This window comes from Alphaproteobacteria bacterium (assembly GCA_005883305.1).
Classification (GTDB): domain Bacteria; phylum Pseudomonadota; class Alphaproteobacteria; order Sphingomonadales; family Sphingomonadaceae; genus Allosphingosinicella.
Genome location: VBAC01000001.1, coordinates 2,249,577 through 2,264,968 on the forward strand (window position 1 = coordinate 2,249,577; position 15,392 = coordinate 2,264,968).

Annotated in this window: 14 protein-coding genes; 11 read left to right on the forward strand and 3 right to left on the reverse strand. The window is 69.7% G+C overall.

Annotated features, from left to right (window positions below; translation table 11 throughout):
- The first annotated feature begins 9 nt into the window (after positions 1-9).
- Entirely contained in the window at positions 10-1,905 is a 1,896-nt protein-coding gene (locus E6G92_11225) for a tetratricopeptide repeat protein (GenBank protein TMJ20289.1), read from the forward strand.
- On the opposite strand, the gene E6G92_11230 is transcribed toward E6G92_11225, so the two are convergent.
- The 3 genes from E6G92_11230 to E6G92_11240 form a co-directional block, all read right to left on the reverse strand.
- Positions 1,902-4,712 (reverse strand): insulinase family protein, encoded by a 2,811-nt coding sequence (locus E6G92_11230; GenBank protein ID TMJ20805.1) that lies wholly within the window; start codon positions 4,710-4,712, stop codon positions 1,902-1,904. The two genes, E6G92_11225 and E6G92_11230, sit on opposite strands and share 4 nt — an antisense overlap.
- Positions 4,713-4,769: 57 nt before the next feature.
- Entirely contained in the window at positions 4,770-6,542 is a 1,773-nt protein-coding gene (locus E6G92_11235; protein ID TMJ20290.1) for an ATP-binding cassette domain-containing protein, read from the reverse strand.
- Between the two features lie 246 nt (positions 6,543-6,788).
- Entirely contained in the window at positions 6,789-7,388 is a 600-nt protein-coding gene (locus E6G92_11240) for a DedA family protein (GenBank protein TMJ20291.1), read from the reverse strand.
- A 282-nt stretch (positions 7,389-7,670) separates the two neighbouring features.
- Between E6G92_11240 and E6G92_11245 the strand changes: the two genes are divergently transcribed.
- The 10 genes from E6G92_11245 to E6G92_11290 all read left to right on the forward strand — a co-directional run bounded on the left by E6G92_11245 (position 7,671) and on the right by E6G92_11290 (position 15,388).
- Positions 7,671-8,045 (forward strand): VOC family protein, encoded by a 375-nt coding sequence (locus tag E6G92_11245; GenBank protein TMJ20292.1) that lies wholly within the window; start codon positions 7,671-7,673, stop codon positions 8,043-8,045.
- Positions 8,046-8,189: 144 nt separating this feature from the next.
- Entirely contained in the window at positions 8,190-8,477 is a 288-nt protein-coding gene (locus tag E6G92_11250) for a hypothetical protein (protein ID TMJ20293.1), read from the forward strand.
- Positions 8,478-8,580: 103 nt separating this feature from the next.
- Positions 8,581-9,246, forward strand: a complete 666-nt coding sequence (locus E6G92_11255; protein TMJ20294.1) for a response regulator transcription factor — start codon at positions 8,581-8,583, stop codon at positions 9,244-9,246.
- Between the two features lie 90 nt (positions 9,247-9,336).
- A complete protein-coding gene (locus E6G92_11260; protein ID TMJ20806.1) occupies positions 9,337-10,641 on the forward strand; it encodes a HAMP domain-containing histidine kinase in 1,305 nt (434 codons plus the stop codon).
- 38 nt (positions 10,642-10,679) lie between these two features.
- Complete coding sequence (locus tag E6G92_11265) at positions 10,680-10,964, forward strand: AbrB/MazE/SpoVT family DNA-binding domain-containing protein (protein TMJ20295.1); 285 nt, start codon at positions 10,680-10,682, stop codon at positions 10,962-10,964.
- Positions 10,961-11,350: a type II toxin-antitoxin system VapC family toxin gene (locus E6G92_11270; protein ID TMJ20296.1), complete on the forward strand. Its 390-nt coding sequence runs from the start codon at positions 10,961-10,963 to the stop codon at positions 11,348-11,350. The genes E6G92_11265 and E6G92_11270 overlap by 4 nt, the downstream gene beginning before the upstream one ends.
- Positions 11,347-12,360, forward strand: a complete 1,014-nt coding sequence (locus E6G92_11275) for a polyprenyl synthetase family protein (protein ID TMJ20297.1) — start codon at positions 11,347-11,349, stop codon at positions 12,358-12,360. Before E6G92_11270 ends, E6G92_11275 begins: the two co-directional genes overlap by 4 nt.
- 5 nt (positions 12,361-12,365) lie before the next feature.
- Positions 12,366-12,548 carry a hypothetical protein gene (locus tag E6G92_11280; protein ID TMJ20298.1) on the forward strand — a complete coding sequence of 61 codons (183 nt, stop codon included), beginning with the start codon at positions 12,366-12,368 and terminating at the stop codon, positions 12,546-12,548.
- Positions 12,533-15,022, forward strand: coding sequence for an ATP-dependent helicase HrpB (gene hrpB, locus E6G92_11285; protein TMJ20299.1), 2,490 nt, complete (start codon positions 12,533-12,535; stop codon positions 15,020-15,022). Before E6G92_11280 ends, hrpB begins: the two co-directional genes overlap by 16 nt.
- A complete protein-coding gene (locus E6G92_11290) occupies positions 15,023-15,388 on the forward strand; it encodes a hypothetical protein (GenBank protein TMJ20300.1) in 366 nt (121 codons plus the stop codon). It begins immediately after the preceding gene.
- The last annotated feature ends 4 nt before the right edge of the window (positions 15,389-15,392 follow it).

Below are 15,392 nucleotides of genomic sequence, written 5' to 3' on the forward strand. Positions count from 1 at the left end.
TCCGCCGGGATGACTCCTCTGTTGGTCGCGCTGGCCTTGCTCGCCGCCTGCTCCGGCAAAAGCGGAGACGCCTATCAGCGCGGCCTCGCGGCGTTCAACGCGGGCGACGTGCGCACCGCCCGGGTCGAGTTCCTCAACGCGATCGAGGCCGATCCCGGCAATCGCGCGGCGCGGATCATGCAGGCGCAGGTCGATCTCGCGCTGGGCGACGGAATCGCCGCCGAATCCGAGGTGACGCGGGCGCGCCAGGCCGGCGCCCCGGTCGGCGAGACCGCCCATCTCCTCGCCCATGCCAAGCTGCTCCAGGGCGACGCCCAGGCCGCGCTGACGGAGACCCCGCTCGCGGCGCCCGCGCACCAGGCCTATGCCGCGCGAATCGAGGGCCGCGCCTACATGGCGGCCGGCGACGACGACAATGCTCGCGGGGCATTCGACCGCGCTCTCGCGCTCGCACCCAACGACAGCGACGTCTGGGCGGACATCGCCCGCTTCCGGCGCGGCAGCGGCGATCTCGCCGGCGCCCTCGAGGCGGCCGACCGCGCCGTCGCCGCGCGCCCGTCAAACGTCGAGGCGCTGGTGCTCCACGGCACCCTGACGCGCAGCCAATATGGCCTTGCCGCGGCAATCCCCTGGTTCGACCAGGCCCTTTCGGTCGACCATGGCAATGTCGAGGCCTTGCTCGCGCGCGCCGCGACTCTCGGCGATCTCGGGCGGATGAGCGAGATGCTGGCCGACGCCCGCGCGGTCCACCGGCTGACCGGGGGCCACCGCACCGCTTATTATCTGGAGGCGGTGCTCGCCGCGCGCGCACGCAACTTCCAGCTCGCCAAGAGCCTGTGGGCCCGCACCGGCGGCGAGTTCGACACTATTCCCGCCGGCCGGCTGCTGCTTTCGGCGATCGACTTCGAGACCGGCAACGAGGAGCAGGCGGCGCGCCGCCTCATCGCCTTGGTGAACGAGCAGCCGCGCAACCGCCGGGCGCGCCGCCTGCTTGCGGCCGCCCAGTGGCGGATGGGAGATTCGCAAAGCGTGGCGAACACGCTCCGCCCGATCGCCGACATGCCGGACGCGGACAGCTACAGCCTTTCGCTGATGGGCCGGGCGATGACCCGGCTCGGCGACAACCAGGCCGGAGCGCTCTATCTCGCCCGCGCGGCGCGGCCGCAGCCCGGCTCGCTCGCCTCGCTCGAAACGCTGAGCGAGGGCGAGTTCGCCGCCGTGCGCTCGGCGGCCCTCGAAAACCCGACGAACGGCCCCGCCCAGGTGCGCCTGATCGCCGCGCTCCTCGCGCGGCGCGATATCGGCGAGGCGGTCAGCCGCGCCCGGCACCTGCGGGACGCCAATCCCGGCGTGCCCGAAGTCCACATCCTGCTCGGCGACGCGCTCGGCATCGGCGGGAATTTCGAAGAGGCCGCGCAGGCGTATCGGCTCGCGGCCAATCTGGCCTTCACCGAGAATGTCGCCTTGCGGCTGATCGACGCGCTCGAGCGCTCCGGGCAGATCGACGCGGCGGACAACGTACTGAACCTGTTCGTCGAGCAGAATCCGCGCAGCGTCGCCGGCCTCATCCTGCTCGGCGGGCGGGCGATGCAGCGGCAGGACTGGGCCTTCGCGATCAATGTCTACGAGAGCCTTCGCCGGCGGATCGGCGACAACGACGCGACGATCCTCAACAACCTCGCCTGGGCCTATGCGGAAAGCGGCGAGGCGGTTCGCGGGGTCCCGCTCGCCCGGCGCGCCTGGGCGCTCGACCGCGACAATCCGGCAACGGCCGACACGCTCGGCTGGCTCCTGTTCAAGAACGGCCACCGCGCCGAAGGCCTTGCGCTCCTGCAACGCGCGGCGCGCGGCGCCCCGAGCGACGCGGACGTGCAGCGGCGCTTGTCGCAGGCGCGCGCCGGCTAGCGCAGAGCCGCCCGGTCCAGATTGAGCTCGGTCAGCGGTATCACGGTCACGTTCGGCTGGGTGCGGCGAAGCGCTTCGAGGAACTTCGACGAGTCGCCGACGATGACGATCGTCGCGCCTTCCGGCCGAAGCAGGTCGGCGGCCACGCCCTGCGCCCCGGCCGGAGTCACCGCCAGAACCGAGGCCTGGTAGCGCAGGATCTCGGCCGGATCGACGCCGCGGATGACGTAGGAGCTGACCAGCTGGGCAAGGCCCGAGGTCGTCTCCACGTCGCGTCCGAAATCGCCGGTCAGCGAGGCGCGCCGGGCGTTCAGCTCGGCCGCCGGCACCGGCTCCGCGCCGAGCCGGCGCATCTCGCCGAGTATGAGCCCGAGCACCTCCGCCGCCGCGTCGTTGCGGGTCTGGGTCGAGGCGACGAACGGCCCGGCCTCCCGACGTGCGTCGATGCTGCTGCCGGAGCCGTAGGAAAGGCCCCGGCGGATCCGGATCTCCTGGTTGAGCCGGGCGCTGTAGCCTCCGCCGAGCACGGCGTTGACGACTAAAGCGCGGTAGAAGCGCGGGTCGCGCCTGGCGATGCCGTCGCGGGCGACGGCCACCGCCGCCTGGCCTGCGCCGGGCATGTCGACGACCAGCACGCCGGTGCGCGGCGCGGGGCGCGGCGAAGAGACGTGCGCCGCCGGCGCCCCACCGGAGCGCCAGCCGCCGAAATGAAGCTCGGCCAGGCGCAGCGCCTCGGCGGGCGCGATGTCGCCGGCGAAGACCAAGGTGGCGTTGTCCGGCCGCCACTGGGCGCGGTAGGCGGCCTCGATGTCGGCGCGGGTGATCGCCGCGAGCGAGGCTTCGGTGCCGCCTGCCGGATGGCCGTAATCGGAAAGGCCGTAGAGCGCCCGAGCGGTCGCCATGCCGGCGAGATCGCCCGGATCGCGCATCACGACTCGCACCGCGTCGGCGGCGATCGCCCGCTGCCGCTCGAGCTCCTCGGCGGGCAAGGTCGCGTTGCGCGCGACGTCGGCCATCAGGGCGGTTGCGCGGTCGGCATTGGCGGTGCGCACGGTGAGGCCGAGCGATGAGCCGTCCCAGCCGGCGCCGCCGCCGAGCGAAGAGCCGAGCGCCTCGACCTGGGCGTCGATCTCGGTCGCCGAGCGGCTCGCCGTGCCCTCGGTCATCACCGACGCGGCGAGCGAGGCGGTGCCGGCCCGGCCTTCCGAATCGCGAGACGCGCCGCCTGGGGCGACGAGCGAGATGGTCACCAGCGGCAGCGAACGGCTGGGGACGGTGATCACTGTCAGCCCGTTGGCGAGACGCTGGGTGACCGGCGCGGGAACCGCGGGAGCCACGTCCGGCGCGGGTGCCGGAGGCGCCGCGCGCTCGGCTTCGGGGGCGGGCTGAACGACCGCGATATGCTCGGGCCGGCTCAGCGGCGCCGCCTGGACGGTGGCCGCGGTGGCGATGGCGTCGCCGCGGGCGGTGCCGCGCGATTCCTCGGGCAAATAGCGAAGGGAGGCGCTGCGCTCGTCGCGAAGCCAGGTCCGCGCCGCGCGCTGGATGTCGGCGGGGGTGACCGCCGCGATCTGCGCCAGACGGCGGTCCGCCGCAGCGGCGTCGCCCTCGACGATCACCGCCTCGGCGATCGCCGAGGCCTGGCCGTCGGCCGTCTCGCGCTCGCGGATCGCGGCGGTGAGCAGCTCGTTCTTGGCCTCCGTGAGCTCGGCTTCGGTGACCGGCGTGTCGCGGAAGCGGGCGACCTCGCGGCGCAGCGCCGCCTCGCCATCCTCGGCCGTCCGGCCGCTGGCGAGAATGGCGTAGACCGCGATATTGCCGCGCCCCTGCTTCGAATCGACATAGGAGCTGGCCTGGGAAGCGACCTGGTCCCGGTAGACGAGGCTCTGGTGCAGCCGCGAGCTTTCGCCGGTGGACAGAATGCCGTCGAGCACCTCGATCGCAGCCGAATCCGGATGCGCCGCTGGCGGGACGGGATAGGAAATCATCACCGCGGGAAGCGGGGTGTTCGCCTCGTAGACCGTATAATGGCGCGCCTGGGTCCGCACCGGCTCCTCGGCCGTCACGCGCGGGATCGTCCCCGCCGGCCGGGCGATCGGGGCGAAATAGCGGTCGACCCAGCGGTCGAGCTCGGCCTGATCGAAATTGCCGGCGACGACGAGCACGGCATTGTCGGGCCGGTAGTAGGTGGCGTGAAAGGCGCGCACGTCGTCGATCGTCGCCGCGTCGAGATCCTCGATCGACCCGATTCCGGGCCGGCCGTAGGGCAACACATCGTAGCTGATCTGCGGGAAATAGAGGTAGAACATCTTGCCGTAGGGCTGGGCGAGGACGCGGCTGCGATATTCCTCCTTCACCACGTCGCGCTCGGAGGCGAAGTAGCTCTGCTCGACGACGAGGCTGCCCATCCGCTCGGCCTCGGCCCAGAGAAGCCGCTCGAGATGGTTGGCCGGGACGACCTCGTAATAATTGGTGTAGTCGTCGTTGGTCGAGGCGTTGTTGAAGCCGCCGACATCCTCGGTCAGCCGGTCGAACTGCTCGGGCACGAGGTTCCGGCTGGCCTTGAACATCATGTGCTCGAACAGGTGGGCGAAGCCCGAGCGCCCGCGCGGATCGTCGCGCGAGCCGACGTCGTACCAGACCTGCACCGAGACCTGCGAGCTCGCTGGATCGCGGACCGAATAGACGCGAAGCCCGTTGGGCAAGGTGCGGCTGACATAGCGAAGGGCGGGCACCGACGTGGAGTCTTCGGCCAGCGCCGGCGCGGCCAGGCCAAGCAGCACGACCAGCGCCGCGCGGAACATCATCTTCATTTCAAACGCCTCCCGAGCCCGCCGCATTGCTGGGCCGGGGCGCGGGCGGCGTCAAGCTTGCAGCGCCTCGGCCATCTCCGCGAGCTCCAGCCAGCGGATCTCGGCGGCGTCCTTCTCCGCCCGGGCCTTGTCGATCGCCTCGGTGAGCTGTGCGAAGCGGCCGGGATCGCGGGCGTAGAGATCGGGATCGGACAGGATGTCCTCGTCGCGGGCGATCTCCGCCTCGAGCGCGTCGATCCGCGCCGGCAAGAGGTCGTAGTCGCGCTGGTCCTTGTAGGTGAGCTTGGTCGGCTTGCGCTCGTCCCGCGCCGCCGCCCTGGGCGACGCGACCTTGGGGTTGTGGACGTGCGGGCGCCTTTTGCGTTCCCAATCCTCGTAGCCGCCGGCGACGATGTCGACCTTGCCCGACCCGTCGAGCCCGAGCGTGATGGTCACCGTCCGGTCGAGGAAGTCGCGGTCGTGGCTGACGATCAGCACCGTGCCGTCATAATCGGCGATCACCTCCTGAAGCAGGTCGAGCGTCTCCATGTCGAGGTCGTTGGTCGGCTCGTCGAGCACGAGGAGGTTGGAGGCCCGGGCGAATTCGCGCGCCAGGAGCAGCCGCGAGCGCTCCCCGCCCGAAAGCGAGCCGATTTTCGCGTCGACCAAAGTCGGCTCGAACAGGAACTCCTTGAGATAGCCCTGGACGTGCTTCTTCGTGCCCCGAACCTCGATCCAGTCGCCGCCATCGGCCAGCACGTCGCGAACGCTCTTGGCGGGATCCAGCAATCGCCGCTGCTGGTCGATCATGATCCCCGAGAGCGTCTTCGCCCGCGTGACCCGGCCCTCGTCGGGCGCGATGTCGCCGGTGAGCAATTTGAGCAGGGTCGTCTTGCCGGTGCCGTTGGCCCCGACGACGCCGATCCGGTCGCCGCGCTGGATGCGCAGCGAGAAATCCTTGACGATCGTGCGGTCGCCGAAGCGCTTCACGACATGATCGGCCTCGATCACCATCTTGGTGCGGACCTCGTCATTGGCGAGGCCGAGCTTCGCCGTCCCTGCAGGCCCCAGCATCGCCGCCCGCGCCGCGCGCATCTCTCCCAATTTGGCCAGCCGCCCCTGGTTGCGCTTGCGCCGCGCGGTGACCCCGCGCTGCAGCCAGTGAAGCTCGAGCTTCAGCTTCGCGTCGAGCTTGTCCGCCGCCCGCGCCTCCTCGGCATAGACCGCCTCCGTCCACGCCTCGAAGCCGCCATAGCCGACCTCGGCGCGGCGGATCTGGCCGCGGTCGAGCCAGAGCGACGAGCGCGTGAGGCGCTTGAGGAACGTGCGGTCGTGGCTGATGACGATGAACGCGCCGGTGTAGCGCGACAGCCAGTCCTCCAGCCATTCGATGCCGGCGAGATCGAGATGGTTGGTCGGCTCGTCGAGCAGAAGCACGTCGGGATCGGCCGCGATCGCCCGCGCGATCGCCGCCCGGCGCCGCTCTCCCCCCGAGGCCGTCGCCGCCTCGCGGCCGAGGTCGAGCCCGATCTGGTCGGCGATCGCCTCGACCTCGTGCAAAGCCGCGCCGCCCGCCAGCGCAAAGTCGCGCAAGGTCGGACAAGCGGCAACGTCCGGATCCTGCTCCAGCAGCACCACCCTGGTGCCGGGCTGGATCGTGCGGCGGCCCTCGTCGGTCTCGATCATGTCGGCCAGGCATTTGAGCAGGGTGGTCTTGCCCGCCCCGTTGCGGCCGATCAAAGCCAGCCGGTCGCGCGCGCCGACAAAGATGTCGAGTCCGCGAAACAGCCAGCCCGATCCCTGGATCAGGCCGAGATTTTCGTAAGCGAGGACGGGGGCTGCCATGATGCGGGCGATCTAGGGACGAAGAGACGCCGCGTCACTAGCCTCCAACCCGACCAGCTTGAATCGTTCCCCGGCGAAGGCCGGGGCCCAGGAGCCGGAGGCTTTTCCGCGAGGCTTTCGCGTACGAAACCCGGCGAGCGCCGGGCCTGGACCCCGGCCTTCGCCGGGGAACAGCATGTGCGACCCCAGTCGAGTTCCACTCCGGCCTCAGATCTCGCGCCCCTGCGGAAGAAGGGACATCAGAACTCAACCCAAACGCCGACGCCGCTTCACCAGCCACACCAGGCCGCCCTCGACGACGAGAAGGACTGCGACCGCGCAGATCGTCGCGACGAAGGGGTTCCAGCCGAAAGCGTGAAGGCCGTAGCCCAGGGTGATGAAGCCGCCGACCCAGATCAGGCTCCCAGCCAACACCGCCAGGGCGAAGGTCCCCAGCGGCAGCGCCAGTATGCCCGCTGGCAAAGAGAGATAGACGCGGACCACCGGGACGGTCTGGCCGATGAAGGTCGCGACGAAGGCGTTGCGGCTGTAGCGCCGGGCGAGCGACAGATAGAGATCTTCCTTGAGCCACACATAGCGGCCGTAGCGCTTGACCATCCGGTGAGTCCGCTCCTCTCCGAGCGCGAAGCCCAGCCCGTACCAGCACACCGCTCCGAGCGTCGAGCCGAGGGTGGTCACGACGATCAGCAAAGGCAGGTCGATCGGCCGCTGCGCCAGCGCGCCGCCGAGGAAGATGAACAGGCCATAGGAGGGCACCACGGGCACAAGTCGCTCGAGCAGTGCGAGCACGGCGGCGCCGATCATCCCGTAGGCAAGGATATCGAGGATCGGGACGAGGTCGGACATTCGGACCCGCGGGCTGGAGTGAGACGCTGGCCTATGCCTAGCACAGGCAGCCTATGCAAAAACATAACGCCAGGTTTTTCTTGTGGATTCCCCCGCTCGGCCGCTTACCGCCGGTCTGACTTCTTATGCCTCGTCGAAGCGGAAGAACAGCGGGTCGCTCCGGCGCGGGTATAGCAAGGCGCTGACGATCATCCGCGGATTCCGCCAAATCACCCATCAGGACGGTAGGCGGCGCCCACCAATTCCATTAGCATCCAAACGTCAAAGCGAAGGGGAACGGACATGCCGGTAATCGGAATGGGCGGCTATTTCTTCCGGGCGAAGGATCCGCCGAAGCTGAAGGCCTGGTATCGTGAGCATCTCGGCGTCGGGGGAGGGTGCGGCACGGACGAGAAGGGCGAGTCGAACGAGTGGGTCTGGCACACAGGGGCCGGGCCGATGGTGTTCGAGCCGTTCAAGCAGGACAGCGATTATTTCGCGGCCGACCGGACCGCGATGATCAACCTTCGCGTGAGCGATCTCGACGGCCTGCTCGCCGGTCTGCGCGCGGCGGACATCGCGATCGAGCGCGAGGAGACCATGGAAGGCGTCGGGCGCTTCGCCCGAATCCACGATCCGGAAGGCAATCCGATCGAATTGTGGGAGCCGGAGGGCTGAGGGACGGGGCCGCCCCGCCCGGGGTGGCGATGCCGTTTCGCGGGGGCGGGAGCTTAACGAACCCCCGCGCGCGCATTCATGGCCTATTCAATGCGTTGGGCCTATCCGCTTGCTTATCCTTACGGAAACGTCGAGTTCGTGAACGTGATGCGTTGGTTGACCCTGCTTGGCCTTTTGTCCGCCCCCGCGGCGGGGCAGAATACGCGCGGACTGAGCCGGGAGCAGAACCACGCCTATCGCGCCATGCAGCAGGGCCAGATCCTCTCGCTGCCCGAGATCCGCGCCCGAATCCATGTGCCGAACGCCGAATATATCGGCGCCGAGATGCTCGGGCCCACCGTCTATCGGCTCAAATATATGCGCGGGGCCAACGTCATCTGGATCGACGTCGACGCGGCCACCGGGCGGATCGTCGCCCGTTTCGGCATGTGACTCTTGGCGCTGGCGTCACGCGGCTGCTATTCCCATATCAGATACGAAACAATCTGCCGTCCGCGGGGGTTCAGCGGCACGGTAAAGCGCGAAGGGAATTCGAATGCGTGTCCTGATCGTCGAGGACGAACCGAATCTGGGCCGCCAGCTGCGCGCGACTCTGGAAGGCGCCGGCTATGCGATCGATCTCGCCACCGACGGCGAGGACGGCCATTATCTCGGCTCGACCGAGACCTATGACGCCATCATCCTCGATCTCGGCCTTCCCGAGGTCGACGGCCTGACCGTGCTCGACCGCTGGCGCAAGGAGGGGATCAAGGTTCCCGTCCTCGTGCTCACCGCGCGCGACAGCTGGTCGGACAAGGTCGCCGGATTGGACGCCGGCGCCGACGATTATCTCGCCAAGCCCTTCCAGACCGAGGAGCTGATCGCCCGGCTGCGCGCGCTCATCCGCCGCGCCTCGGGCAACGCCTCCTCGGAGCTCACCGCCGGCGACGTCCGCCTCGACACCCGCTCGGGCAAGGTCACGCTCGACGGCGAGCCGGTGAAGCTCACCGCCCAGGAGTATAAATTGCTCTCCTACCTGATGCACCACAAGGGCAAGGTGGTCAGCCGCACCGAGCTGATCGAGCATATCTACGATCAGGATTTCGACCGCGATTCGAACACGATCGAGGTGTTCGTCACCCGCATCCGCAAGAAGCTCGGCCCCGACGTCATCACCACCATCCGCGGCCTCGGCTACAGCCTCGAGGATCCGCGCGCTTAAGGGGCGCGGCCGATGAAGCTGCCGCGCCTTTTTTCCCGCCGGACCGCCGATCGGCCGGCCAGGCGGCGCTCAGGCTCGCTGACCCAGCGGATGATCGTCATCTCGACGGTCTGGATCGCGGTCCTGCTCGGCCTCGGCGGGTTTGGCCTCGACCGGGTGCTGACCGCGGCGATCACCAGCAATTTCGACGCCCAGCTCGATTATGTGCTGACCGCAATGATCTCCTCTTCCGAGATCGGCCCCGAAGGCGAGGTCCTGTTCAACCGCGCGCCCGCCGACCAGCGCTTCCTCGAAGCCTATTCGGGCCTCTATTTCCAGATCACCGGCGAAGGCTTCGAGCCCTATCTCTCCCGATCCTTGTGGGACCGGCGGCTCGTCGTTCAACCGCACAGCGACACCGAAGTGCACTTCTACGACAGCGACGAATTTCCGTCCGAACGGCTGCGCGTGATCGAGCGCGACGTTCGCCTTCCGGGCTCGCCCGTGAAGTGGCGCTTCCAGGTCGCGCAGAATCGCGACGTGATCGACCAGCAGATCGGAATCCTCAGGCGGACGATGGTCCGCTCGTTCGGGATTCTCGGCCTCGGCTTGATCGTTCTGGTCGCGCTTCAGGCGATTTACGGCCTGTGGCCGCTGCGCCGCGTGCGCCGGGCGATCGCGGCCATCCGGTCCGGGCAGAAATCGCGGATCGAGGAGCGGCTGCCGCGCGAGATCGAGCCGCTGACCGAGGAGCTGAACGTGCTTCTCGCCCATAACGAGACCCAGGCGGAGGAGGCGCGGCGGCACGCCGGCAATCTCGCCCACGCGCTCAAGACGCCGCTGACGGTGATCACCAACGCCGCAACCGCGCGAAGCCCCGATCTCGCCGACACGGTCTGCCGCGAGGCGACGACGATGCGCCGGCAGATTGACCATCACCTCGCCCGCGCCCGGGCGATCGGGCGGCGCGCCTCGGCCCACGCGCGGGCGCCCGTCTGGGAGTCGCTGGAGGCGGTCGAGCGCGCGGTCTCTCGACTCTACGGGCACGTCACCATCGACCTCGTCGGCGATCGCGGCGCGATGGTCCGGATCGAGCGCCAGGACCTCGACGAAATGCTCGGCAATCTGATCGAGAACGCGGCCAAATATGGCGGCGGACGGGTGTTCGTCACCGTCGCGACGACTCCCGACTGCGTCGAGATCGAGGTCGAGGACGACGGCCGCGGTATTCCGGAGGCCGAGCGGGAGCCGATTTTCGACCGCGGCGCCCGCCTCGACACCGGCAAGCCCGGCACCGGCCTCGGCCTGGCCATCGTCCGCGACGTCGCCCAGATCTACGGCGGTTCGATCCATCTCGAGGAGAGCGAGGATCTGGGCGGCCTCCTGGCGCGGCTGAGGCTCCCGCTGGCGCCGTGATCGTTGCAATGATCGTCAGTAAGACGTATCTTACCCTGATGAACGCACAGACCAAAATGTCGGCCAAGGGCCAGGTCGTCATCCCCAAAGCGGTGCGGGACCGGCTTCAGTGGGATGCGGGCGCCGAGTTGGAGGTCATCGAAACCGCCAGCGGCGTCCTGCTGCGCCGGCCGGAGAGGAAGCGCGAGCGCATCACCATAGAGGAGTTCAGGAAACGCGTCCCTCCTTATAACGGGCCTCGCATCTCGCTCGATGACATGGAGGACGCCGTTCTGGAGGAGGCGGCGGCGCGCTATCGCGCCAAGACGTCGCGCGGAAAGTGAAGGCAGTCGACGCCAACGTCATTCTCCGCTTCCTCCTGTTGGATGATGCGGTGCAAAGCCCCTTGGCCGAAAAATGCATAAAGCAGGGCGTCTTCGTCTCGGACGGAGTCCTTATGGAAACCGAGTGGGCGCTGAGGCGACGCTCCGGGTGGGACCGAAGGCAAGTCAATGATGCGCTCGCGGCGCTGCTGGCGTTGGACATGGTCGCGGTGGCGCAACCCGAGCGTCTCGCCTGGGCACTTGACCGGCATGGTCGTGGGGCCGATTGGGCCGACATGCTTCATCTGATTGCGGCTCGCGGCAATGATTCCTTTGTGACCTTCGACACTGGAATTCCAAAAGAGGCCGGCATCCAGTCGCCAGTGCCCGTAGAGCTGTTGAAATGAGCGCCACGATCCACCCGATCGGCGCCGCCCGGGCGCCGTCGCTCGAGCCGATGGTTCAGCTGGTCGCCGCCGACCTCAATCACGTCAATGCCGTGATCCTCGATCGGATGCAGAGCGAGGTCGCGCTGATTCCGGAGCTGGCCGGGCACCTCATCGCCGGCGGCGGCAAGCGGATGCGGCCGATGCTGACTCTGGCCTGCGCGCGGCTGCTCGATTATCCGGGCGCCCGCCACCACAAGCTCGCCGCGGCGGTCGAGTTCATCCATACCGCGACCCTGCTCCACGACGACGTCGTCGACGGCTCGGGCCTCCGTCGCGGGCGGCGCACCGCCAACATCATTTGGGGCAATCCGGCCTCCGTCCTGGTCGGCGACTTCCTGTTCTCGCGAAGCTTCGAGCTGATGGTCGAGGACGGCAGCCTCAAGGTGCTCAAGATCCTCAGCCGGGCCTCGAGCGTGATCGCCGAGGGCGAGGTCAGCCAGCTCACCGCCCAGCGGCGGATCGAGACGAGCGAGGACCAGTATCTTTCGATCATCGCGGCCAAGACCGCGGCTCTGTTCGCCGCCGCCTGCCGGATCGCGGCGGTGGTCGCCGAGCGTGGCGAGGCCGACGAGCTGTCGCTCGACGCCTATGGCCGCAATCTCGGAATCGCCTTTCAGCTGGTCGACGACGCGATCGACTATGCCTCCGATGCCGAGACCATGGGCAAGGGCGTCGGAGACGATTTTCGCGACGGCAAGGTAACGCTGCCGGTGATCCTCGCCTTCGCGCGCGGCACCGGCGCCGAGCGCGCCTTCTGGCGCGACGCGATGAGCGGCGCTCGCGCGAGCGACTCCGACCTGGTCGAGGCGATCCGCCTCCTGAGGACCAGCGGCGCGCTGGACGACACGATCGAGCGGGCCCGGATGTTCGGCCAGCGGGCGATCGACGCGCTCGCCTCCTTCCCCGCGGGGCGCGCGCGGTCGGCGCTCGCCGAGGCGGTCGAATTCGCGATCGCCCGCGCTTATTGATGGCCATGCGCCGGCCGCGGAAAGGCGATCTCGACCGAATCGGCCCGTTCCATCCCTATCTGGTCTACGCGGCGATCCTCGCGCTCGACCTCCTCGGCCTGCTGCTGATCCTGGCCGTGCTGGCCTGGGCCGGCGACCGGGCCGAGGACTTGATCTGGCCCGGCGGCAGCGAGTGGATCGACTTCTAGGCCTTCCCATCGAAGCGGTGCTGCCGGCGCTGCGCGACTCGCTCCGCAAGGGCAGCAACGCCGTGCTCGTCGCCCCGCCCGGCGCTGGCAAGACCACTGCGGTCGCCCCCGCCTTGCTCGGCGAGCCGTGGTGCGCCGGAGAAATCCTGCTCCTCTCGCCGCGCCGCCTGGCCGCGCGCGCGGCCGCCGAGCGAATGGCCGAGCTCGCCGGCGAGAAGCCCGGCGGGACGATCGGCTACGCGACCCGTCTCGACACGAGGCGCTCCGCCCGCACGCGGATCACCGTGCTGACCGAAGGCATCTTCCTCAAGCGCGTCCAGGACGATCCGGAGCTCCGCGGCATATCCGCCGTGCTGTTCGACGAGGTGCACGAGCGGAGCCTCGACAGCGACTTCGGCCTCGCTTTGGCGCTCGATGCCCAGGCGGGCCTTCGCCCCGATCTGCGCCTCGTCGCCATGTCGGCGACGCTCGACGGAGCGCGCTTCGCTGCGTTGATGGGCGGCGCCCCGGCGATCGAGAGCGAAGGCCGGGCGCATCCGATCGCGCTGATTCATCTCGGCCGAGCGGCGGAGCGGCGGATCGAGGACGAGATGGCCGGTGCGATCCGCCGCGCGCTCGGCGAGACCGAGGGCGGCGTTCTCGCCTTTCTTCCCGGAGTGGCCGAGATCGAGCGCACGGCCGAACGTCTCGGCGCGCTCCCGTCCGGGGTCGCGCTGCATCGCCTGCACGGCTCGCTCGATCCCGCCGAGCAGCGCGCGGCGATCGCCCCGGCGCCGGCCGGCGTGCGCAAGCTGGTCCTCGCCACCTCGATCGCCGAGACCAGCCTGACGCTCGACGGAGTCCGGGTGGTGGTCGATTCGGGGCTTGCGCGACGGCCGCGCTACGCCCGATCGGCTGGGCTGACCCGGCTGGTGACCGAGCGCGCGAGCCAGGCGGCGGTCGCGCAGCGCGCCGGCCGCGCCGGCCGCCAGGGGCCAGGCGCCGTCTATCGGCTGTGGGAGGAAGCGGCGACTCAGAGCCTGCCCCGCTTCGATCCCCCCGAAATCCTCGAGGCGGACCTCTCGGCCCTGCTGCTCGATTGCGCGATCTGGGGCGTTGCCGACCCGCGCGCTCTGGCCTGGCTCGATCCGCCGCCGGTCGCAGCGCTCGACGAGGCGCGCAAGCGGCTGACGGCGCTCGGCGCGCTTGAGGACGGCCGGGCAACCACCCACGGCCGCGCCATCGCCGCCCTGCCCCTGCCGCCGCGGCTGGCGCACATGCTGATCGAGGCGGCGCAGCGGGGCTGGGCCGAGACCGCCGCCGAGGTCGCGGTGCTGCTTTCCGAGCGCGGGCTCGGCGGGCAGGACGCGGATCTGGAGCTCAGGCTCCGGCGCTGGCGGGGGGAGAAGGGGCAAAGGGCGGTGGCGGCGCGAGGGTTGGCCAAGCGCTGGCGCTCCCTCCTTCGTGCTCCGGCGAAGGCCGGAGCGCCGGCCGATAATCCCGCCACGCTCCGGCCTTCGCCGGAGCACGATGTGGGGGCGTGCATTGCATTGGCGTTTCCGGACAGATTGGCCAAGCGCCGCGATTCCACCGGCGCGGACTGGATCAGCGTCGGCGGCCGAGCGTTCCGGCTCGATCCCGCCTCGCCGCTCGCGCGCGAAGCCTGGCTGGCAGTGGCCGAGGTCGCCGGAGCCGCCGGCGGTGCGCGCATCCTCTCTGCGTCCGCGATCGACCAGGCTACGGTGGAGGCTCTGTTCGCGGATCGGATCGCGACCGGAACCGAGGTGCGCTTCGATCCGGCGAGCGGCGGCGTTCGCGCCTCCCACGGGCGGCGGCTGGGCGCGGTGCTGCTGTCCGGCGGCCAGGACAGCCGGGCGGATCCCGAGGCGATCGAGACGGCGCTGCTCGAGGGGGTGCGCGAGCACGGACTGCGCTTGCTGCCGTGGAGCGAGGCCGCGATATCCCTGCGCCGCCGTGCCGCCTTCGCTCGACGGATCAATCCTTCTCTCCCCGATTTCTCCGACGAGGCGCTGCTGGCCACGCTCGATCAATGGTTGCCGCCTTTGCTCGCCGGCAAGCGCCGTCTCGAGGACGTGGCGGTGGACTTGCCGCTCGGCTGGAGCGAGCGCCGGGCGATCGACCGTCTCGCGCCGAGCCATTTCGAGACCCCTGCCGGCAGCCGCCACCAAATCGACTATGAGGCCGAGGCGGGGCCGACGGCGACCGTTCGGGTGCAGGCGCTGTTCGGTCTCGATAGCCATCCCAAAGCGGGCGACGTGCCGCTGGTGCTCGCGCTTACGTCCCCGGCGGGCCGCCCGATCCAGACGACCCGCGATTTGCCCGGCTTCTGGCGCGGCAGCTGGGCGGCGGTGGCGAAGGAGATGCGCGGGCGCTACCCCAAGCATCCCTGGCCCGACGATCCCGCCGCCGCCGATCCGACGCTCAAGACGAAGAAAGCAATGGCGCGTTCAGGAAAGGCGGGACAACAAGGTTGAGTGCTTCGCCTCGCTCTTCTCGCCGTTTTGGTCGCGGCCCCAGTGCCGGCGGCGGCGCAGGAGGAGTTGGCCGGGCGCCGCTCGGAGCTCACCGTCTACGGCGCCGATGCCTGCCCGGCCTCGTCCGACGACGAGATCGTGGTCTGCCACCGCCGCCCCGAGGAGGAACGCTACCGCATTCCCGCGCCGCTTCGCCGGAGCAGCCGCAACCCGGAGCACGCATGGGGCAGCCGGGTCGAAACGCTCGACGAGGTCTCGCGCGCCACGCGGCCCGGCAGCTGCTCGCCGGTCGGCAGCTTCGGCCAGACCGGCTGCCGCGAGCAAATGCTCCGCGAATGGTACGTGAGCCGCCGGCGCGGCAGCTGATATC